18 protein-coding genes are annotated in these 20687 nt (G+C 50.8%); 7 read left to right on the top strand and 11 right to left on the bottom strand.

Annotated features, from left to right (window positions below):
• From ACEW81_RS08200 to ACEW81_RS08190, 3 genes are all read left to right on the top strand, one after another.
• The coding region (locus tag ACEW81_RS08200; RefSeq protein ID WP_373532485.1) for a type II secretion system protein GspD at nt 1-1317 on the top strand (1317 nt) is incomplete at its 5' end.
• Nucleotides 1318-1411: 94 nt separating this feature from the next.
• The gene (locus tag ACEW81_RS08195; RefSeq protein ID WP_373532484.1) at nt 1412-3178 is read left to right on the top strand and encodes a GspE/PulE family protein; all 1767 of its coding nucleotides are present in this window, start codon (nt 1412-1414) and stop codon (nt 3176-3178) included.
• Between the two features lie 3 nt (nt 3179-3181).
• Nucleotides 3182-4417 carry a type II secretion system F family protein gene (locus ACEW81_RS08190; protein ID WP_373532483.1) on the top strand — a complete coding sequence of 412 codons (1236 nt, stop codon included), beginning with the start codon at nt 3182-3184 and terminating at the stop codon, nt 4415-4417.
• Between the two features lie 129 nt (nt 4418-4546).
• Here the strand turns inward: ACEW81_RS08190 and rpoD are convergent, their stop codons facing one another.
• The 3 genes from rpoD to ACEW81_RS08175 form a co-directional block, all read right to left on the bottom strand.
• Complete coding sequence (gene rpoD / locus ACEW81_RS08185; RefSeq protein ID WP_373532482.1) at nt 4547-5626, bottom strand: RNA polymerase sigma factor RpoD; 1080 nt, start codon at nt 5624-5626, stop codon at nt 4547-4549.
• A gap of 70 nt (nt 5627-5696) precedes the next feature.
• Complete coding sequence (dnaG, locus tag ACEW81_RS08180; RefSeq protein ID WP_373532481.1) at nt 5697-7718, bottom strand: DNA primase; 2022 nt, start codon at nt 7716-7718, stop codon at nt 5697-5699.
• Nucleotides 7715-8764 carry a deoxyguanosinetriphosphate triphosphohydrolase gene (locus ACEW81_RS08175; protein WP_373532480.1) on the bottom strand — a complete coding sequence of 350 codons (1050 nt, stop codon included), beginning with the start codon at nt 8762-8764 and terminating at the stop codon, nt 7715-7717. Before ACEW81_RS08175 ends, dnaG begins: the two co-directional genes overlap by 4 nt.
• Nucleotides 8765-9060: 296 nt before the next feature.
• Between ACEW81_RS08175 and ACEW81_RS08170 the strand changes: the two genes are divergently transcribed.
• The 4 genes from ACEW81_RS08170 (at nt 9061) to hemC (ending at nt 13789) form a co-directional block, all read left to right on the top strand.
• Complete coding sequence (locus tag ACEW81_RS08170) at nt 9061-9783, top strand: N-acetylmannosamine-6-phosphate 2-epimerase (protein ID WP_373532479.1); 723 nt, start codon at nt 9061-9063, stop codon at nt 9781-9783.
• Nucleotides 9784-9954: 171 nt separating this feature from the next.
• Nucleotides 9955-11235: a methionine adenosyltransferase gene (gene metK, locus ACEW81_RS08165; protein WP_373532478.1), complete on the top strand. Its 1281-nt coding sequence runs from the start codon at nt 9955-9957 to the stop codon at nt 11233-11235.
• A gap of 267 nt (nt 11236-11502) precedes the next feature.
• Complete coding sequence (gene hemA, locus ACEW81_RS08160; protein ID WP_373532477.1) at nt 11503-12816, top strand: glutamyl-tRNA reductase; 1314 nt, start codon at nt 11503-11505, stop codon at nt 12814-12816.
• A 13-nt stretch (nt 12817-12829) separates the two neighbouring features.
• Entirely contained in the window at nt 12830-13789 is a 960-nt protein-coding gene (gene hemC, locus ACEW81_RS08155) for a hydroxymethylbilane synthase (protein WP_373532476.1), read from the top strand.
• 13 nt (nt 13790-13802) lie between these two features.
• Here hemC and dtd read toward each other — a convergent pair whose 3' ends face one another.
• The 8 genes from dtd to ACEW81_RS08115 form a co-directional block, all read right to left on the bottom strand.
• Nucleotides 13803-14243, bottom strand: a complete 441-nt coding sequence (gene dtd, locus ACEW81_RS08150) for a D-aminoacyl-tRNA deacylase (protein WP_373532475.1) — start codon at nt 14241-14243, stop codon at nt 13803-13805.
• Between the two features lie 15 nt (nt 14244-14258).
• Entirely contained in the window at nt 14259-14741 is a 483-nt protein-coding gene (gene dut / locus ACEW81_RS08145) for a dUTP diphosphatase (RefSeq protein WP_373532474.1), read from the bottom strand.
• A 10-nt stretch (nt 14742-14751) separates the two neighbouring features.
• Nucleotides 14752-15534: a triose-phosphate isomerase gene (gene tpiA, locus ACEW81_RS08140; protein WP_373532473.1), complete on the bottom strand. Its 783-nt coding sequence runs from the start codon at nt 15532-15534 to the stop codon at nt 14752-14754.
• A gap of 118 nt (nt 15535-15652) precedes the next feature.
• Entirely contained in the window at nt 15653-16675 is a 1023-nt protein-coding gene (gap, locus tag ACEW81_RS08135; protein ID WP_373532472.1) for a type I glyceraldehyde-3-phosphate dehydrogenase, read from the bottom strand.
• A gap of 184 nt (nt 16676-16859) precedes the next feature.
• The gene (locus tag ACEW81_RS08130) at nt 16860-18224 is read right to left on the bottom strand and encodes a hypothetical protein (RefSeq protein WP_373532471.1); all 1365 of its coding nucleotides are present in this window, start codon (nt 18222-18224) and stop codon (nt 16860-16862) included.
• Nucleotides 18225-18347: 123 nt separating this feature from the next.
• Nucleotides 18348-19004, bottom strand: a complete 657-nt coding sequence (locus ACEW81_RS08125) for a response regulator (protein WP_373532470.1) — start codon at nt 19002-19004, stop codon at nt 18348-18350.
• On the bottom strand, nt 18985-20124 hold the full coding sequence (locus ACEW81_RS08120) for a sensor histidine kinase (protein WP_373532469.1): 1140 nt from the start codon (nt 20122-20124) through the stop codon (nt 18985-18987). Before ACEW81_RS08120 ends, ACEW81_RS08125 begins: the two co-directional genes overlap by 20 nt.
• Nucleotides 20125-20195: 71 nt before the next feature.
• Complete coding sequence (locus ACEW81_RS08115; RefSeq protein ID WP_373532468.1) at nt 20196-20621, bottom strand: prepilin-type N-terminal cleavage/methylation domain-containing protein; 426 nt, start codon at nt 20619-20621, stop codon at nt 20196-20198.
• Nucleotides 20622-20687: the final 66 nt, after the last annotated feature.

Below are 20687 nucleotides of genomic sequence, written 5' to 3'. Positions count from 1 at the left end.
GCTGGCGGCGCTGGTGGCGGAATGGCCGGTGGTGCTGGTGGTGGCTTAGCGACTTTTAGTATTGGTGGGGTCACCTTTATTGCTGAACCTGTCTCGGCAACGCTAACGGTTTTGGCCACCGAAGAACAATTGGCTTTGATTGACTCTGTGATTGAGCAGGTGGATGTTCGGCGTCCGCAAGTGGCCATTGAGGTCTCTCTGGTGGAAATTCAGGATTCCACTTTAAAAACACTGATACCTGACTGGGGTAATTTTAATTTTGGTCGTATTGGGCGCTTACAAACATTTGCTGGCGGAACCAGCCTGAATGTGCTGGATTTGGCCAACCCATTCGCCAAGCCCAAGTTTCAATTGCCTCGTCCAGAGACTTTTACCAGTGGCGCTTCACTCAGTTTTCAAAACCAGAATCTGAGGGGTAAAATTCTGGCCAACCCCACCATTGTGACCATGGATAATACCTCGGCCAGTATCAGTATTACCGATCAGGTACCGACCATTAGTCAGTCCAATACCATCGTTAATGCGGTACAAACCATTACGACCAGCATTACCACGCAGGATGCGGGTGTCACGCTGGAGCTAACGCCTCAAATTTTCAATGATGGTTCGGTGGTGCTGAATTTGCAGCCCAATGTAACTCAGCCGGTGCGAACGGTGACTGCCAATGACGGGAATGGAACGGTTGCCTCTACGGTATTGCTGGCCACCCGTAGCATGAACCTTTCCGGGGTTCGGGTCATGGACGGGGAAACACTGGTGATTGGCGGGTTATTACGAGAAACGGCCCAAACGGATATTAGCAGAATACCGGGCTTGTCCAAGTTGCCCATTGTCAGCGCCATGTTTCGTTCCACCAACACCAATAACAAGGATAAAACCGAGCTGGTGCTGATGGTAACCCCTCACATTTTAAAAGAAAATGCGGTGAGTTATTTTCAGGATTCGGCAACCGGTAAAAATCGAAACCTGAATCAGGGACAGGGTGGTTTGCAGCCGGTTTCCCTGCCCAGGTTTATTGGGCCGCAGTCGGGTAATAGCACACCCGTTGATGGGCCTTTGATGCCCATGAAAAGTCATATCAAAGAGGGGCCCTCTGTTCACTTAGAACAATCTTCTAACCAAGGGTTACCGGCCAAAGACGCTTTGAAAACCCCGCAAATTATGCTGGCCATACCAGCCATTTCTTCCCCCAGTGTGGACACGCTGAAAGGGGATAAATCGATGGCAAAGCCTGTTCAAAAAGAAAGTAGAGTCTATCAAAAGCCATCTCAAAAACCCCAGCTTTTAGAATTAATGGATGAGATTTTGAAAAATTAGGAATCAATGTTTCAGTTCGGCTGATGTTTGACCGAAATTATACTGGTGACTGGCCTATTGGTATCTATAATTAATGAGCCTTGAAGAGAAAAATTTGACAGATACGGTTCCTCCGGCGGCGGCGGCAAGTCGTCCGGCGCGTCGGCGTATTGGAGAAATTCTGCAAGAATCGGGGCTGATTAACGAGCAGGATTTATCCCATGCCCTCACGGAAGCCAAGCAGTCGGGCCAATTTATTGGCCTGGTTTTGGTCAAGGCTGGAAAAATAACCACCGAACAATTGGGGCAGGCCTTGGCTGTTCAGTACGGATTGAAGTACGCCAATATTGTAAAAATGCCCCTGAATCCAGAATTAATGAGCTTGCTCCCCGATGAGTTTATTCGAGACAAGCAGGTGGTGCCTATCGCCAAGGAACGAGGGCGTTTGGTGGTGGCCATGGTTAATCCGGGCAACCGTGAAATTATTGACGAGATTACCTTTATTACCGGCATGCGTCCACTGGTTGCTGTTACTACCAGTATTGAATTTCTGGAATTCTGCAATAAAAATATGGCGGAATCTTCCACCTCTTCTTTAAAAGAAGAAATTTCCAGTTTTTCGGGCCAGCTTCGGGAACAGAACAAAGAACTGGACACCATCAAGCAGCAGCGAGACGCTGAGCTAACCGATGCCAGTAACCCATTAATCAAGCTGGTGAACTCTATTATTGAAGAAGGCATTGAGCGGAACGCCAGTGATATTCATATTGAACCCCGGCCTAAAAAGTATTTGGTGCGCTTTCGGGTGGATGGTATTTTGCGAACCATTTTAGATGTGCCGCAAAATATGGAAGCCAGTTTTGTAACCCGCATTAAGGTTATGGCCCGTATGGATATTGCTGAGCATCGTCGTCCTCAGGATGGTCGGATTACCATTAAGTACAAGGGTTCCGAATATAACTTGCGGGTTAATACTTTACCTGTAAGCGATAACCGGGAAAAAATTGTAATCCGGATTTTGCGGCCCTCTAAAAATATTAGTGATTTTAAGGCGCTGGGTTTTGATGAGGAAGACATCCGCAAGCTGGAGTACTTGTACAAGTCTCCTTATGGCATCATTCTGGTTTGTGGCCCTACCGGTTCTGGTAAAACCACCACGTTGTATACGGTATTGCAGCGCATTAACGATGATATTCGTAATATCTGCACCGTGGAAGATCCGGTGGAATTACAAATTGAAGGGTTGAACCAGTCTCAGGTAAATCCTAAGGCGGATTACACGTTTGCCAGCAGTATGCGGGCCTTGCTACGTCAGGATCCCGATGTGATTATGGTGGGTGAAATTCGGGACTATGAAACCCTGGAGGCGGCGGTTCACGCGGCTTTAACCGGCCACCTTGTTTTTAGTACCATTCACAGTAATACGACCGCTGCCACCATTACCCGAATGATCGAGATGGGGGCCGCTTCTAATTTGATCGGGTCCGCCTTGGTGGGTGTTTTGGCTCAGCGGCTGGTCCGAAATATATGTCCTTATTGCAAAACCGCTTATGAGGCCAGTAGCGCGGAGAAAGCGCTTTTATTTCCCTCTGCGGAAGAAGCCAAACGTGTGGAGACATTGATGTTGTACAAGGGCAAAGGGTGCGAACTGTGCATGAATTCTGGCTATGCGGGACGAAGCGGGGTTTATGAAATTTTGATTGTAGATCGTGAAATTCGCCAGTTAATTAACGATAGCCATTCGGATTTGGAAATTGAGGATGCCGCTGTGGCAGCCGGTATGAAGAGTTTGGGTATGAACGGTCGTGCCAAGGTTTTGAACGGCGTTACTACTGTAGAAGAGGTCATCCGGGTGCTGGGTGTGAATCTGGGAGGGCAGTAGCGTATGGCTTCTTTCCAGTATGAGGCAATGAAAATCAGTGACCGTACACGCGCCAATGGCGTCATTTCCGCGGCCACCGAAAAAGAGGCTCGGGAACTGCTGCGAGAGCAGAATTTGATACCCACCAAAATTGCGGTTATTTCCAGCGATACCAAGGGTGGGAAGAAAAATAATTTTCTGGTGGAGCTGATTCAGGGTTTTATGGGCATTAGCTCCAAAGATAAAATTGCCTTTACCCGAAATATGGGCATGATGATTCGGGCTGGTATCCCGGTTACTGAGGCCTTAATGTATTACGAAAATTATGCCTCCAACCCTCGGTTTCGAAAAATTGTGGCCCGCATTCGACAGGATATTTTAGCGGGTTATTCACTTAGTCAGGCTTTGGGCAAGCATAAAAAAGTATTTGACGATGTGTATGTCAACGTCACAAAAGCCGGGGAACGCAGCGGGGAACTGGATCAGACCATGAGCCGTCTGACCGACATGCTGATGAAGGCCGAGGCGCTGAAGATGAAGATCATTTCGGCCTCTATCTATCCCATTATTGTGGTGGTGATTTTGTCGCTGGTTCTGTTAATTATGTTTCTGCTGGTACTGCCTACTTTTTCTGATATTTACAAGCAAATGAACGTACCATTGCCGTTTATCACCCAGGTGATGATGGGCATCAGCTTTGCTTTACGCAGCTACTGGTTTGTTACTTTTCCGCTGCTGGGTGGCGTTTTGTTTGGGGCTTATAAGTTTTTAAGCAGTCCCACCGGAAAAACCATTACAGACCAAATTTATATTAAATTACCGGTGCTGGGAGATTTAATTAAGCATATTCAAAGCTCCCACTTTGTTTCTACCCTGTTTATCGCCTTTGGGGCCGGATTGCCCATTACAGATGCCTTGTCTCTTTCTACGGAAACCTTGACCCACACCCAAATCAAGGCCGCCTTTAAGCAGGTAAACGTGCAAATCCAGACGGGTCAGCGTTTGGCTATTTCTCTGGCCAATACGGGCTACGTGCCGGATATTGTTATGCTGATGATCTCCACCGGGGAAGAGTCCGGGGATCTGGAAAAAATGCTGGAAGCCTCTTACGATTATCTAGAAGAGGAGGTGAGTCACCGAGTGGGGATTTTAACCACCTTGATGGAGCCGATTATGTTGCTGGTAATTGGTGCTGTAGTAGGCTTTGTGGCCTTGTCCATTTATCTGCCGTTGTTTAGTATTTACGACCATTTGGGCTAATAAAAAAAGCCTCCCGAAAAAAGGGAGGCTTTTTTAAACTGAACGTTAAACAAGCATCAAACTTATCTTAGAACTATTCTTGTTTTAGAACGATTCCTAAATAAGAATGAGTCTAATTTAGGGTGGTGTTTATTCAATATACTCTTTCAAACGGCGGCTGCGGTTGGGGTGGCGCAGTTTGCGAAGCGCCTTGGCCTCAATCTGACGAATCCGCTCACGGGTAACACCAAACAACTGGCCCACTTCTTCCAAAGTACGCTGTCTACCGTCATCCAGTCCAAAGCGTAGGCGAAGCACATCACGCTCACGGGGAGAAAGGCTGCTGAGAACTTCAGTCAGGTCTTCCCGCAATAGTTCATGAGCCACGGTGGTGGCGGGGGCTTTGGCTTCCCGATCTTCAATGAAATCACCCAGGCGGGAGTCTTCTTCTTTCCCAATGGGGGTTTCCAGAGACAAAGGCTCCTGGGCCACCTTGATGATATCCCGCAGCTTGGGAACCGTAATCAGCATGGCCGTTGCCAGTTCTTCTTCGGTGGGCTTACGACTGAGTTCCTGAGCCAGTTTACGGGTGATTTTTTTCAGTTTGTTGATGGTTTCCACCATGTGAACCGGAATACGAATGGTGCGGGCCTGATCGGCAATGGCACGGGTAATGGCCTGACGAATCCACCAGGTGGCATAGGTAGAGAATTTATAACCACGCTCGTGATCGAATTTTTCAGCGGCCCGAATCAAGCCCAGGTTGCCTTCCTGAATTAAGTCCAGGAACAACATGCCCCGGCCTACATATTTTTTAGCGATACTGACTACCAAACGCAAGTTGGCTTGCACCAGTTTTTGCTTGGCACGGGCGCCGGATTCTCCGCCAGCCACGATTTGTCGGGCCAGTTCAATTTCTTCATCGCCGGTTAACAACGGAATACGGCCAATTTCCCGCAGGTACATCCGTACTGGATCATCCAGGGTCAGGCCACGGGTTTCTACGTTGTAGGTAACTTCTTCCTGCTCGTCGTCGCCGCTGGAAAGCAAAGCCACTGCGCCGCTGCCACTGCTGGAATCGCTAAACAAAGAGCCAATCTGGTCGGACGAGCCATCATCCACGGAGAGAATTTCATCAACACCGCTGCGTTCGTCGCGCCCTCGCTCGGTCTTGTTGATCATGGCCAACAAGGAGTCTTCGCTCTTTTTTGAGGATCTGCGTTTGGTCATGGTTGGTATCCATCCCTTATTGCGTTGATATTACGTTTTATAAAACCGGTTTTGACAAACACCAGGGCAATTAGCCGGAACTGTTCTGGGTCCGGGGCGGGCCGGTGTTGGTGATTAACCTATCCTGAAACTGGTAAGTTAACTCCACCTGATTGCCGTCATTGCGGGATGCGTCCGCTTTCAGGGCTTGAAGCTGCCTGAGTCGTTGACAATTGGCAAGCAGAGTGAGCTGTTCTTTTGCCAGATTCGTGATTTTCTCTGTTAAAACTGAACCCTTGATTTCACCCAAGTCGAAAGATTCACCGAAAGACTCAGCCATTAGGGCCAGCTCGGCAAATGTGTGTAAAACGTCTGGTTGGTCCAAGTATAAGTGATTCATTTTTTCAATCAAAGTTCCCGGGAAGCCATTATCCGATGGATCAATCTTTGCTTCGCTCTGCGCTATGCCAGCGTTTTGCAGACCCATTAGAATTTCCTGATGAATGGGATCATCAAAAGCAAAAGGTGCCTGAGCATAGAATAAACTCATCATGGTGGCAAAACTTTCAGTTGAGTACAGGGCAAGCTTCAGCAGGTTTTTTTCCACGCTCACCTGGCGGGAGGTAAGCTGCGAGTGAAGATCAGAAACGTTTTCGGTTACGATGGTTTCGCTTCTTTTGAATGAAGTCCAACCCCCTTTTGAAATTGCTTTTTTTCGATCCTGTTTTTGAAAGTTTCCGGCGATTTTGCCGTAATGGGGGTTTCGAGCTTGCTCATACCGCTTTACTTCTAGCGTTAAAGCTTCTTCCGCCAGCCCGATTTTTTCGGCATACAGTTTCAGATACTCTGAGCGGGTGGCTGGCCTTGCAATGGACGCCAGCAGGGGCGTTAAGCGATTGGCCGCCTGAATTCTCCCTTCGGCCTGATGAAAATCCAGATCCCGAATGGCCATATCAAACTTGAAGGCCATATAGTGCGTGGCATTTTGAATCAGGGTTCTGAACGCCTCGCCGCCCTGTTGGCGGATAAAATCATCGGGGTCCTTGCCATTGGGTACAATCAGCACTTTTACTTGCAGCTCGGTACTGCTCATATAGGGTTCTATTAAGTGAATGGCGCTTAAAGCCGCCTTGAGTCCCGCTTCATCCGAATCAAAGGCCAGAAACACGGTTTCGGCCCCGAAGCGGCTTAATAGCTTCAAGTGGCTATCGGTCATGGCCGTGCCGCAGGAGCCTACCGCCTCGGTAATCCCGTTCAGGTGGGCGGTAATCACATCAAAATAGCCTTCCATCAAAATGGCGGAACGGCTTTGGCGAATACTGTCCTTGGCCTGATGAAAGCCGTACAGAATATTGCTTTTTTTATACAGCACCGTTTCCGGCGAATTCAAATACTTGGGCTTGTCTTCTTCGGATAGCGCCCGACCGCCAAAGGCCACTACCTGCCCCTTGTCATCCAGAATGGGAATGATCAGTCGATGACGAAAGCGGTCATATTGCCCTTGGCCGTGATCTCGGGTGTTGGAAAGGCCTGCGGTATTTAATAAATCGGGATTGGCTTGCGCGAAATCAAACTTGCTTTTGAGATGAGGGGTCAGATTTTCCCAGCCGGGCGGGGCGTAACCCAATTGAAAGGCCGAAATGGCCTGCTGGCAATCATCGGGGTTGGTATAGCGCCCGGCTAGATACTGCAAAACCGGCTGAGCGGCCGGCGCTTGGAGCTGTTGGCCAAACCATTGGCTGGCTGCTTCGTTTAAATCCACAATTTTTTGGCGAGCATCTCTCTGGGTTTGAGCAACTTCCGCTTGCTGGCCTTCATATTGAATGTCAATGCTTTGCTCTTGGGCTAAATCCCGAATGATTTCACCAAAGGTTTTGTTCTCAATCTTCATCAGGAAGGTCAGCGAATCGCCCCCCACCCCGCAGGAGAAGCATTTAAAAATGCCCTTTTCCCGACTGACGTTCATGGAGGGGCTTTTGTCATTGTGGAACGGGCATTTGCCCGCGTAACTACGGCCCGTTTTTTTCAGGATAACGTGCCGCTGGATTACATCAATGATATCCAGACCGCTTTTTACCCGCTCGGCAGCTTCAGCAAAGGTAAGACGACTCACGGGGACAGCTCCCCGGAAAACATGTTGACGCTAAAAGCCCGGTAAGCCTGAGGCAGCAGGAAATTTTGATACGCTTCAATGGCAAAGCGGTCCGTCATGCCAGAAATATAGTCCAAAACCCGCCGCTCCAGCGGGTCGTCTTGCGGTAAATTTTCGCTAAGCGCTTCCGGGTGCTTGAAATAAAACTTGTACAGGGCCGACAGCATACGGCGCACGTTATCGGTCTGCTCCATTCGCTGCGGGGCCAGATAAATATGGTCAAACATCCACTGGCGCAAAGTCATCATGGCGTCCCAAATGGGGGGAGAAAGGGCGATCAGAGGCTGGTCGCTTTCCATCGTAGTCAAACTGGTTCGCACCAAATCCATGACCATGCGATCCAGTCGCTCCTGGCGGGTTTGGCCCAAGATGCCCAGCACATTTTGGGGTAAGTCCTCATCCCGCATAATCCCGGCCCGGCGAGCGTCCTCTACATCGTGATGCAGGTAGGTCATGCGGTCGGCGATATCCACAATCTGGGCTTCCAGTGTTAAAAATTGAGGCTTTTCTTCGGTTAAACCTTCCATGCCATCCAGCACTTCACGGGTTAGGTTCAGGTTTTCCAGCACGGTCACCACACGCAGCCCTTGCTGTTGATGGTGATAGCCAAAGGGCGACAATTCATTCAGGATATATTCGCCGGTGTGCCCAAAGGGTGGATGCCCCAAATCATGGGCCAAGGCAATGCTTTCGGTCAGGTCTTCGTTTAATCGCAAGGCCCTGGCAATGGTGCGGGATACCTGAGAGACTTCCAGGGTGTGGGTGAGCCGGGTTCGGTAATGATCGCCGGTGGGTGCAATAAACATCTGGGTTTTATGCTTCAGGCGTCGAAAGGCTTTAGAATGCAAAATGCGATCGCGATCCCGCTGGAAGGCGGTGCGAATGTGGCAATGGGTTTCTGGCTTGACTCGTCCGGCAGATTGCGCGCTGCGAGCGGCAAGCGAATTCAGCCACTGATCTTCCATCGCTTCCGTGGATTGCCTGATGTCCATGACGCCAAATGTCATGCCTGCTCCTGCCAATTTGCCGTCCATATCAATCAATGATCATGATTGAGACTATCCCTGTACCTGAAGACTCGCTTTCTCCTGCCAATCCCGTGCGCTAGAGGCTTGAAACGATTGACCCAACAAGTGAGATTGCTTTTAAAGCCATTGATGGCAATAGATTACCACACCCAGCGGGTTTCATCCAGTGTTGTGAAGCGTTATGATCCGCTGCCGGGTTTTGTAGCGAATGGCGCTCGGGTGTTAAAATCAAGCGGGTATGTCTAATGATTGTGTTGTTGGGATGGAGGCTGGCGATGAGTGTGATTTTAGAAAAACTCCGGGGCGGTCTGGTGGTATCGGTTCAGGCCTCTCAAGGGGAGCCTTTGGATAGCCCCGAAATGCTTTGCGCCATGGCGGAATCCGCTTTGGCGGGTGGCGCCTGCGGGGTGCGTATGGCGCAGGCTCGTAATATGGAGTTTTTTAAAGCCAAGCATTCGAAAATTCCGGTTATGGGCATTACCAAGCCTGAAAAAATTCCGGAAAACGCCCATGAGCTGGTTTATATCACCCCTGCTTTTTCTGATATCGCCGAAATTGCTCAATGTTGCGACATTGTCGCCTTGGATGCCACCCTGCGGCCTCGCCCCAGTGAGGAAACGCTGGCGGAAATCGTGGATAAAGCCCGCAAAGCGTATCCCCATTTATTGCTCATGGCTGATATTGCCACGCTGGAAGAGGGACTTCATGCGGAAAAGCTGGGGTTTGACCTGATTAGCACCACCTTGTCCGGCTACACCACCGAAACGCTTCATCGGCAAAAACAGGGGCCTGATTTTGAGTTGTTGGCGTGCTTAACCCAGCATCTCAAAACGCCTGTAGTGATGGAAGGTCGGCTTTGGGAGCCGATGGATGTGGCCCGTGCTTTTGCGTTGAAAGCGTTTTCGGTGGTCATTGGCTCAGCAGTCACCCGTCCTCACGAAATTACCCGCCGTTTTGTCAGTGCTATTTCAGCCCCTGTGGCCGCTGTGGTGGATTAAGCAAGCGCTGCCAAAAATCTGGATTTGCATCCGCTTTTTGCGTGGCCTACAATAAAGCCCAATAGACAATGCTTAAAAAGCTAGGCTAGGTGTTTCCAAACTATTGAAAGACAAATTGCCGAGGCCCGGATTCGTATCACTGGCCCCGGTTAATCAAGGAGTTACGCAGGCATGTCCACTTCCCGCTATCTGTTTACTTCGGAGTCCGTAACCGAAGGGCATCCCGACAAGATTTGCGACCAGATCTCCGATTCCATTCTGGACGCTTTCTTGACCCAGGACCCCAAGGCGCGTGTCGCTGCCGAAACCTCTGTAACCACCGGCCTGGTGCTGGTTAGCGGTGAAATTACCGCCAATTGTTATGTGGACATTACATCCGTGGTTCGCAAAACGGTTCAGGATATTGGTTATGTGGGCGAATCTTCCGGTGGGTTTGATGGCCGCACTTGCGCCGTCTTGCTGAGCATTGATGAGCAGTCTGTTGATATCGCCGGTGGCGTGGATCAGGCCAAAGAAGTCCGTGGGAAGCTCTCTGATGATGAAATCAATCAGATTGGCGCGGGCGATCAAGGCATTATGTTTGGCTTTGCCTGCAACGAAACCAAGGAACTGATGCCTTTGCCTATTCAGGTGGCCCATGCCTTGGCCCGCCAGTTAACCGAGGTTCGCAAAAACGGCACGTTGCCTTACCTGCGTCCCGACGGGAAATCTCAGGTGACAGTGGAATATGTGAACGATCTGCCGCATCGCATTGATACGGTGGTGATCAGCACCCAGCACGACCCGGTGATTGACGCTGAAACAGACAATGAGAAGATTCAGCATCGCATTGATGTGGATCTTAAAAAATATGTAATCGATGAAGTGTTTAAAAACTTCTCGGTGAAACCGGATGCGGATACCAAGTACTTCATCAATCCAAGCGGTCGCTTTGTGATTGGTGGACCGCAAGGTGATGCGGGCTTAACCGGTCGTAAAATCATTGTAGATACCTACGGTGGCTATGCCCGTCACGGCGGCGGCGCTTTTTCCGGTAAAGATCCCACAAAAGTGGACCGCTCCGCAGCGTACGCCGCTCGTCATGTGGCTAAAAACATTGTGGCCGCTGGCTTGGCTGATAAGTGCGAAATTCAGATCGGTTACGCCATTGGCGTGGCTCGCCCCATGTCCATTAACGTAAACACTTGGGGAACTGGCACGTTGAGCGATAGCGAGCTGGCTGAGCTGGTGGAGAAGCATTTCGATCTGCGCCCGGCTGCCATTATCCAGAACTTTGACTTGCAAGGCTTGCCAGCCAAGCACAATGGCCGTTTTTACCACAATGTGGCCGCTTACGGGCATCTGGGTCGTCCCGATTTGGATTTACCCTGGGAGCGTTTGGATAAAGTGGGCGCCTTGCGGGAAGCCACTGTTGGAAAAAAGGCTGAAGCGCCAGTAGTGGCAGCGGTTTAAACGTTCATTACAACCGGCGCTTCAAGACAGTCGATTTATATGTTTTTAAAAGCACTCAATTGAACCTTTCGGAACAATTGAGTGTTTTTAATTTTACTCATATACTTTGTTCTGCAGAGAGCGATACAATACAAGGGTACCAGTCTATTAGTGTTGTAATATTTTAAGTGGTACCGTCGTTTGCCTATCTGCTTTCAACCGTTTCTTTCGTCCCGACAGTCAACTGATACCACATATTTGCCACATAGAGGTGTTTAAGAAGACGTGATGCACATTCTGGTTAGCGGTGTAAGACACCGGACAGCCCCGATTGAGGTTCGAGAAAAGTTCGCTTTGCTCGAAGGAGAAGTGCATTCGGCCTTAAATGTGTTGCAAGCCTGCGCTGGTATTGAAGAATGCGCCATTCTTACCACCTGTAACCGCACTGAAATTTATGCCGCCGTCAGCGATACGGAAATAGGGCTTCAGTCCATCAAGCAGTTCTACACCTTGTTTAAGGGGCTGGATATTACCCCCTATCGGCAGTACACCTTTAATTTGTTGCACGAAGATGCCGTGGCCCACTTGTTTCGGGTGGCTTCCGGGTTGGATAGTCTCATTATCGGGGAAGGCCAGATTTTAGGTCAGGTTAAAGAAACACTGGCTTTGGCTCAGCGGGAAAAAACCGCGGGCGTGTTGCTGGATAAGCTGTTTAAGTCCGCCCTTACCGTGGGTAAGCGGGTTCGCACCGAAACGGGGCTTTCGGATAAGGATGTCAGCGTTTCCTTGGCGGCCTTTCACTTTGCAAGACAGCACGATGCCAACTTGATGAACCGTCGCATCGCCTTGATTGGCGGCGGCAAGATGGCTGAAATTATGATGTCCCTGTTCAAACAAGGGATGACCCCGGAGCAACAGGCCAATGTGGTTGTTGTAAACCGAAGTCAGGCCAGACTGGATGAGTTGTGCGCCCGCTACGGGTATCAGGGCCATACCTGGGATCAGTTGGATACCGTGCTCAATCACGCTGAGGTACTGTTTGTGGCCACTGGCGCCCCGCATGTGGTTTTGGGCAAAGCGGATTTTGAGGGTCGAGATCTGAAACTGGTGGTGGATATTGCGGTGCCTCGCAATGTAGATCCTCGGGTGGCGGAATTGCCCAACGTGCAATTGTTTAATACCGATGACTTGGCCGGGGTGAACGGTTTTTCCGGGGATGCTCAGCGCCAGATCAAGCAGCAGGCTCAATCCATGCTGGAAGAAGAATGTATGACCTTTCAGCAATGGCGTATGTCCCTTTCGGTGGTACCCACTTTAACCCGGCTGCGGGAAAAGGTGGAAAGCATTCGTCAGGCGGAGCTGGCAGCCAATTCGGCCTTGGGCAAACAGTATGAGCTGATTGATGTGGTTTCTAAAAACCTCATTCAGAAAATTTTGCACGATCCCACGGTGCGGCTCAAAAGTTCTCGCAATTTGGCCGATATTTATCAGCAGGCTTCCGTGCTGAATCACTTATTTGATATTGATATTACGGCGGAGTCCGCTTCCACGGCTTGTCCGGTGGTGAAACCCCATTTAATGGATAGCAGCGTGTCCGCCTAGAGGTTTTTTTGAGATGGTGTCCGACAAGATACTCCGCTTAGGTAGCCGGGAAAGCCCCTTGGCGTTGGCCCAAACGCATCTGGTGGCTGATGCCCTGCGCAAGCAGTGGCCTAAATGCCAGATTGAAATCCAGACTTTCAAGACCCAGGGCGATTTGATTCTGGATACGGCACTTTCCAAGGCCGGGGACAAGGGCCTGTTTGTGAAGGAGCTGGAAGTGGCCCTGCTGGAAAACCGCATCGATTTAGCGGTTCACAGCATGAAGGATATGCCGGGTGATTTGCCGGATGGCTTATCGCTGGTTTCTTTTGGCCAGCGGGAAGATGCCCGGGATGTGCTAATTAGCAAAGACTCCATTGGGTTTATGGACTTACCGGCCGGTGCGATCATTGGCACCTCTTCTTTGCGGCGAGAGGCCCAGTTAAGAAGGCTGCGGGCTGATTTGCGCTATGAAGTGATTCGGGGGAACTTGCAAACCCGTTATCGCAAGCTGGAAGAAGGTCCCTATCAGGCCATTGTGCTGGCCGCTGCCGGTGTAAAGCGACTGGGCTGGCACGCGCGAATTACTCAAACGTTTGACGCTTGGCAGGAGAGCATTCCTGCCGTTGCCCAAGGTATTTTGGCCATTGAGTTTCGCAGCGGTGATGAAACGTCTCATCGTTTGTTAGAGCCTTTGCAGGTGCCATCGGTAGAAGTGGTTCGCTTGGCTGAGCGCTCGGTGTTGTCTACGTTATCAGGTGGCTGCCAATTGCCTCTGGGCGCTTATTGTCGGCCTACGGAAACTGGTTATGAGATGAAAGGCGTGGTTTTATCTCTGGATGGGGCGCAAGCCATCTACGCCTACACCACGTTTCAAACCGGTGAATCTTTGCAGGCCGGGGAAACGCTGGCGGAAAGTTTATTGGCTCAAGGGGGCAAAGCCATTCTGGATGGTATTCGTCAGGGCACTCAACCCGGATTGACTCATCCTTAATTGAGTTGGGCGTTTAATTTTCCAGAATCAGCGTCACCGGGCCGTCATTCACCAGTGAGACTTTCATATCGGCCCCAAATACGCCGGTTTCTATTTTCAGTCCCGATGTTTGGCGGAGCTTTTCTACCAAAAGGTGATACAGGCGTTCGGCCTCCAAGGGCGCTTTGGCGTTGTCAAAGCCGGGGCGGTTTCCTTTACGGCAATCGGCAGCCAGGGTAAATTGGGAAACCACCAGAATTTGCCCCGCAATATCCTGCACCGAGCGGTTCATCTTGCCGTTTTCATCGGGAAAAATGCGCAAGCGCAGCAGTTTGCCCACATGATAATCCAGTTGGGTTTCCTCATCATTTTTTTCCACGCCAAACAGCACCATTAAGCCGGGGCCAATCTGACCGACCGTGGTTTGATCGACCATTACGCTGGCCTGGGAAACACGCTGAATGACGCACTTCATGGAAAAAAGCGGAGCCTAGCCGAGCTCGGGGGCGGCAATGCCAGTGGAGCCAAAGCCCCCTTGGCGGCCGTCCACCATAATCACATCATCGGCTTCTTCCCACTGTACCTGGGTAACGGGAGCCACCACCAGTTGTGCCACCCGATCGCCGGGCTGAATGGTGAATGTTTCCTGAGACAAATTGATGAGCGCCACTTTTACTTCGTGCCGGTAATCGCTGTCGATGGTGCCAACGCCATTGGCCAGACAAATGCCATGCTTAATGGCCAGACCGCTTCTGGCTCTGACCTGACATTCGTAGCCTTCCGGCAGCATCATCACCAATCCGGTGGGGATTAAAGCCCGCTCCAGAGGTTGTAGAGTGACCGGAACCCCAATAGCGGCCTGCACATCCATCCCGGCAGAACCGGAAGTGGCATAAGCTGGCAAGTGCTTAGGGGCATGGGCCAAGCGGTGAATGGAAACCTGAATCGTTTGCGTTGCTTGCTGTGTTTGCATGTTGATTCCCTTACGCCTTCACCAGGCAAGCCTGCTTGATAATGCCCACAAAGCTTTCAGCTTCCAGGCTGGCCCCGCCGACCAGTCCGCCATCAATGTCGGATTGACCCATCAGGGCTTGGGTGTTGTCGGCTTTTACGCTGCCGCCGTAAAGTACACGGGTTTGCTTGGCATCGCCGTACTCGCTTACAAAATGACGAATTAAGGCGCAAACCCGGTTGGCTTCAGGGGCTTCGCAAACTTTGCCGGTGCCAATGGCCCACACGGGTTCGTATGCAATCACAATGCTGGGTAAATCGGCAGCGCTAATTTGGGTTAAAACGGCCCGTACCTGTTGTTCAATCACGGCATCCGTCAAACCGTTTTCACGCTCCATCAGCTGCTCACCCACGCAAACAATGGGGGTGATGCCATGTTTGAGGGCGGCTACGGTTTTTTGGGCTACGGTTTCATCGGTTTCGTTAAAATATTGACGGCGCTCGCTATGGCCTAAAACCACCCATTGAATGCCCAAATCAGCCAGCATTAACGGAGAGATTTCACCGGTATAGGCCCCATTGTCCCGGCTTTCCATGGTTTGAGCGGCCACCAGAAACGGGGCGCCTAGCTTGGCAATGCAGGTTTGTACGCTGGCCAGAGCGGTAAAGGGAGGGCAAATGACAATGTCGGGCAACTCAGCGCTATTGAGCGACTGCACTTTTTGCCACAAGCTTTCCACAAAAGTGGTGGCTTCGTGGGTGGTTTTAAACATTTTCCAGTTCCCGGCAATGACGGGACGACGCGCGTTAGCCATGGTCTCTCTCTCCTGTAATTCTTTCGGGCCCAACAGGCTGCTGGTTTCCCTTTGTATAATTTCTATTAAATAGCGTGAGGGGAGCTGATGAACGCTCCCCTCTTGCAATGGTTGACGCTTAAGCGGTGACCGGCACTCGCTCGGCGACCATCTGAGTCAATTCGGCCAAACGGTTGCTGTAACCCCATTCGTTGTCGTACCAGCCAATTACTTTGGCCATGTTGGTACCAACTACTTGGGTGAATTCAGAATCAAACACACAACTGCTTGGGTTGCCGATGTAATCGGTACTGACCAGCGGTGCGTCCGCGAATTGCAGCACGTCTTTCAGTTCGTTCTCGGCAGCTTTTTTGAAAGCCGCGTTGATCGCTTCCACGGTGACCGGTTTTTCGGTGATTACGGTCAAGTCGGTCAAGCTGACATCCGGGGTTGGGACCCGAACTGCATAGCCGTTCAGCTTGCCTTTCAGGGCGGGCAAAACCGAACCAATGGCTTTGGCGGCGCCAGTGGAGGTGGGGATCATGCTCACCGCTGCGGAACGAGCGCGACGCAAGTCTTCGTGAGGGGCATCCAGCAAACGCTGATCGCCGGTGTAGCTGTGGATGGTGGTCATAATGCCAGATACCACCCCAAAGTTTTCGTGCAGCACTTTGCCAATGGGGGCTAAGCAGTTGGTGGTGCAGCTGGCGTTGGAAATAATGTGGTGTTTGGCAGGATCGTATTCATGGGCGTTAATGCCAATGGCCACGGTAATGTCTTCATTTTTGGCAGGTGCGCTGATGATGACTTTTTTAGCGCCTGCTTCAATGTGTTTTTTGGCCTTTTCGCCATCGGTAAAGAATCCGGTGCATTCAATCACCACGTCCACGCCCAGTTCTTTCCAGGGCAGGTTGGACGGATCTTTTTCGGCATAAATGCGGATGGTGCGACCATCGATAGTCAGCGAATTGTCAGTGAAGTCCACTTCGCCTTTGTAAATGCCCATGGTGGAATCATATTTAAACAGGTGGGCCAGTTGTTTGGGGGTCGTCAAATCGTTGATAGCGACCACGTTTAAATCCACACGGGAACTTTCCAGAGCGGCCCGTAAGGTCAAACGACCGATACGACCGAAGCCATTGATGGCGACTTTGCTTACCATAAGCATTTTCCTTCTCATAACGCTGATACGGCTGAATATTGCCAAAAGCATTTTCCAAATCAATATAGCATAAGCAAAATAACAAATATACGACCCTCAGGCCAAGCATGGGCGCTCAAACACATGGCACTCTGTGGCACGGATGATTGCCCTAAGCGACTTTAAGACGCTTTAAGGTCGAAAGTTAAAGCTGACCCGCTTTTTGCCGGGTTACACCCAGACTGCGCTGTTTCCGGCTGGCCGGAAATTTAACCAGACTGGTATTGTAGATGGCCTGCGACACACTGGGCGAGCTGCCTTTCAGGTAGTCTAGCGCCTGAACGGACACTTTGTCCTCAAACCGCAATGACGCCTGCCCGTAGCTGGGGCGGCTGCTGGTGGCAGCTTGTTTTTTGGAGGGGGCCGGGGTCGCGCTTACCACAGGTTCGGGAGGGGCGTACAATGGCACCATGCCAGTGAGGTAGGGCATGCCGTTGGTGTTGGCGTCTTTTCCCAAAGAGGATTGGGATTGACTGAGCAGGACTTTGAGCAACACTAGTCCGCCAATGAGGCAGAATAGGCCCATGCCCCCCAGAAAAACGGCCACGGTAATAATCAGCCATTGTGGCAGGGCTTGAAAACCTTCCCGAATTTCAGAGGTCAGCTCCTTAATTTCGCTAGGGGCTGGTGGACTGGGTTGAGCAGGAGCAGTAACGGCCAGCGGCAAGCCACTGACTGCCGGACCTTGCAAGGTATCTGTGGGCGTTGCGCTATTGGTGGGCAAGGCATGCAGGTACCAGAGCGGATCGGTCTGTGTGGGACCCGTCTCATTCAGGCTGGTTTGTTTTTCCGCCGGTAGGCGCAGAGAATCTGCCACCGAAATGGTGTTCACCGGCTCATCGTTGGGCAAGCGTTTCTGGCTTGCGGCTTTAACAGACGGTTTTAAGCGGGCTGTTTTCTGGAAGTCGCTGGGGCGGTAAACATACGGATTCCATTCCCCGGCTTGCCGGTTTCGGGTGGGTGCCGGGCTTAACTTCAGGCGGCTGGTTTTAACGGAAATGTCTTTTTTAGGGGCGGGCTTGGGGAAATTGGCCGCCACTTGTTCAAACTGGCTTTCCGGTTGAGCCTGCACCGCTGGACGTGGTTTTAGTTTTTCAGCAGGGGGAGCGGTTTTAACCGCTGCTGCGCCGGGTCGTTTTTGCTGAATGGAAATATGGTAGTCACTGGCGGGGAGGTTTGGCAGGATGATTTTGACTTTGCCATCGTCGCTGGGAACCGCCCGCCCAATAAAGCGGTTTTTGTTGTCAATCACCACGGGCAAGCCGTTGGTAATTTGATCCTGAGAAAGCTGGGTGTCGGGCAAAACGATGGTAAACTGCTTGCCTTGATGCTCGGTGGTGTAGCTGGCCCGTTGGTCGGTAAACAGGGTTACAGTAACCGATTTATCCTGGGTGTTAATGGCAAAGCCATCCAGCTCGGTACTTTGCGCTGGGTTTTCCATCACAAAGCTAAGTCCGGCCAGAATCAGCAATCCGCATAAAAATTGATATCGAGGGGCCACGTCCACCACTTTACAGTTTCCTACCCCTTCATTGTAACTGATTGTTGCGCGATTACGGAATAGGCCATGCGATTAATCCCATCCATTGAAAGGATCGTAAGCACAAGCTTTTCAGCCCTGCACCCGGTAGGCTTACACCAGCCCTTGCTCAAAGGCGTGGGCCAGCAGTTGGGTACGTTTGTTAAGGCCGGTTTTTTTCATCAGGTTGGCAACATGGGTATCCACGGTTTTAACCGAAAGGCAAAGATTTTTGGCAATGGCCTGATTGCTAAGTCCTTGGGCCAGTTGAGACAGAATTTCCTGTTCTCGGGCCGTAAATGGGTTTTCTTGCTTGTGATGGTTGGCGGTTTTTAATCGTTCAGCGATATCCGCTGATAACACGGGTAGGTCTATCCCGGCGAATGCTTGTTTCAGGCTGTTTTGTAGGCAGCGTTCATCAATGGTTTTACTCAAAAACCCTTCCACCTTCAGGATTTGGGCTTTTCGAATGTACTGCAAATCAATGTGGGCTGAAAATAAAACAATTTTCAGGCCCGGGAAGGCGGGTTTGATCGTTTCCAGTAATTGCAGGCCGTTTTGATGGGGCAGATTGATGTCCAGCAGCAGCAAGTCTGGCTGCCTGAGTTTTAGCAACCCCATTAACGCTTCCCCCGAGGAGGCTTCTCCCAGCACTGAGAAATCAGGGCTGCGGTTCAGCATTTCACGGGTGCCTTGGCGCACCACGCTGTGGTCATCCACCAGGATGACTGTAATGGGCCTTGGTTGCGGGTCAGCTTTTGGGGAGGTCATGGGGCCTCACAGGAATGGTGAAGTGAAAGCGACTGCCTTGTCCCGGCTTACTCTCAATGTGAAGGCGGCCTTCTATCTGTTGAATCCGCTCTTTGACCCCGGTTAAACCCATGCTTTTGGGATAAGCCTTCAGCGGGTCAAAACCTTTGCCGTTGTCATAAATAGAGGCGCTGAGCATGGGGCTTTCTTCTGGGGTGTAGGCGATGGTGATGTTGACCTGACTGGCTTGGGCGTGATGCTTGATATTGGAGCAAAGCTCCTGCAGCACTCTAAAAAGCGGCAATTCATAAGGCTTGGGTAGGCTGGAAAGGCCCACTAAATCGGCATTGAGAGAAACCTTCTCAATGCCGAACTGCCGCAAATCATCGGCCAGAAATTCCAGCGAGGCCACCAGTCCCAAGTCTTCCAGCACCTGGGGTTTCAGGTTGTGGCAAACCCGTCGCAAATTATCGATGACCGCCTCTATTTTTTGGGGGGCGTAGTTGCGCTTCAAATCAATCAGTTCCTGCACCACGCCATCGTGCAAGTCTTGGGCGATGCGTCGTCTTTCTTCTTCTTGCAACTGAATATTTAAATCCCGAGAGCGGGCCAGTTGTTGAATGAGCCGATCCAGATCGTAAGCGGTAATGCCCGTTAGTACCAAGCCCAGCACAATCATGCTGATGGTGACCCACTGAGTAACATGTTGGGCCTGATTTTGCAGGTTGCTAAGGTCATTCAGCTCGTCCAGGCTGAAGGAAAAGAAATCGCTTTGGCTCAACCCTTTTACCAGCAGCAAGTTGGGTTGTTTGTTGTTTAAAATGCTTTGTAACAGCGGCGAAAGGGCTTGTTTCCCTTGCTCGTCGCTCTTTTTATTTTGAATGGCCGCTATTAACCGGGTTTGTCGATAAATTTCATTCCAGTCGGCTTGGGCCTGTTCCGGGTTTTCTGCCAGTTCTTGCTGTACTTTTTTCAAGCCCCAGCGAATGTTACTGAGAATGACCACTTGGCTCACATTGTCGGATACCCGAACCACTTCATTTTTCCAGCGCAAGGTTTGCTGGTAAGCGGTACCACCAATCAGAAAGGTTAAAAGCACCATTACCAGCAATGGGGCTAAAATGACAGGGCGTAAAGACAAGTTTAGCTCGTTTACATTAAAAAACGGGGGAAGGCCAAACACAGTTAGCCTTCCCCGTTGTAATCTGTAAATTAGTTGTTAAAGGCGGGCAGTTTATTGCCGTTGGCAGGGTTTGCCCTTACGGTCACAACGCCATCGGTAAAGGTGTAACTAACGCCGCTCCATTTGGTAAAAGCTGTTGTAGGGCAAGTAATGGTGGCTGCCGCAACAGTACAACCTCCTCTACCAAAGCTGCCGATGGCAATGGTTTTCCCTGTGGCCCTATTGGCTGTTTTTAAAGGGTCTACATAATCTGTAAAACCATTTGGGGTGGAGGCTTTTTCTGCGGTGTAAATAGCGCCAGCGCTGGCTAGCTGGGCTTTTAAGTCTTTAATCAGCGAGGCTTCCGCTTGAGCTGTGGTATCACCAAAGCGGGGTAGTGCTACAGCGGCCAAAATTGCGATAATGGCGATTACAACCGCCAATTCAATCAAGGTAAAGCCTTTTTGGGTTTTCATAGGGTTCTCCTTCTTCGCCACTCATTGAGGTCGGGTAGCGATTGATTCCTGCTTTGAATAAACAGT

Source organism: Vampirovibrio sp. (assembly GCF_041737375.1).
Classification (GTDB): domain Bacteria; phylum Cyanobacteriota; class Vampirovibrionia; order Vampirovibrionales; family Vampirovibrionaceae; genus Vampirovibrio.
The sequence above is the reverse complement of the archived record's forward strand: the minus strand, read 5'-3'. Positions and strand labels throughout refer to the sequence as shown.

Coding starts and splice junctions, on each gene's coding strand:
- ACEW81_RS08190 (WP_373532483.1), top strand. CDS start 3,182: ATGGCTTCTTTCCAGTATGAGGCAATGAAAATCAGTGACCGTACACGC.
- rpoD (WP_373532482.1), bottom strand. CDS start 5,626: ATGACCAAACGCAGATCCTCAAAAAAGAGCGAAGACTCCTTGTTGGCC.
- ACEW81_RS08175 (WP_373532480.1), bottom strand. CDS start 8,764: ATGACATTTGGCGTCATGGACATCAGGCAATCCACGGAAGCGATGGAA.
- ACEW81_RS08170 (WP_373532479.1), top strand. CDS start 9,061: ATGAGTGTGATTTTAGAAAAACTCCGGGGCGGTCTGGTGGTATCGGTT.
- metK (WP_373532478.1), top strand. CDS start 9,955: ATGTCCACTTCCCGCTATCTGTTTACTTCGGAGTCCGTAACCGAAGGG.
- hemA (WP_373532477.1), top strand. CDS start 11,503: ATGCACATTCTGGTTAGCGGTGTAAGACACCGGACAGCCCCGATTGAG.
- hemC (WP_373532476.1), top strand. CDS start 12,830: ATGGTGTCCGACAAGATACTCCGCTTAGGTAGCCGGGAAAGCCCCTTG.
- dtd (WP_373532475.1), bottom strand. CDS start 14,243: ATGAAGTGCGTCATTCAGCGTGTTTCCCAGGCCAGCGTAATGGTCGAT.
- dut (WP_373532474.1), bottom strand. CDS start 14,741: ATGCAAACACAGCAAGCAACGCAAACGATTCAGGTTTCCATTCACCGC.
- tpiA (WP_373532473.1), bottom strand. CDS start 15,534: ATGGCTAACGCGCGTCGTCCCGTCATTGCCGGGAACTGGAAAATGTTT.
- gap (WP_373532472.1), bottom strand. CDS start 16,675: ATGGTAAGCAAAGTCGCCATCAATGGCTTCGGTCGTATCGGTCGTTTG.
- ACEW81_RS08125 (WP_373532470.1), bottom strand. CDS start 19,004: ATGACCTCCCCAAAAGCTGACCCGCAACCAAGGCCCATTACAGTCATC.
- ACEW81_RS08115 (WP_373532468.1), bottom strand. CDS start 20,621: ATGAAAACCCAAAAAGGCTTTACCTTGATTGAATTGGCGGTTGTAATC.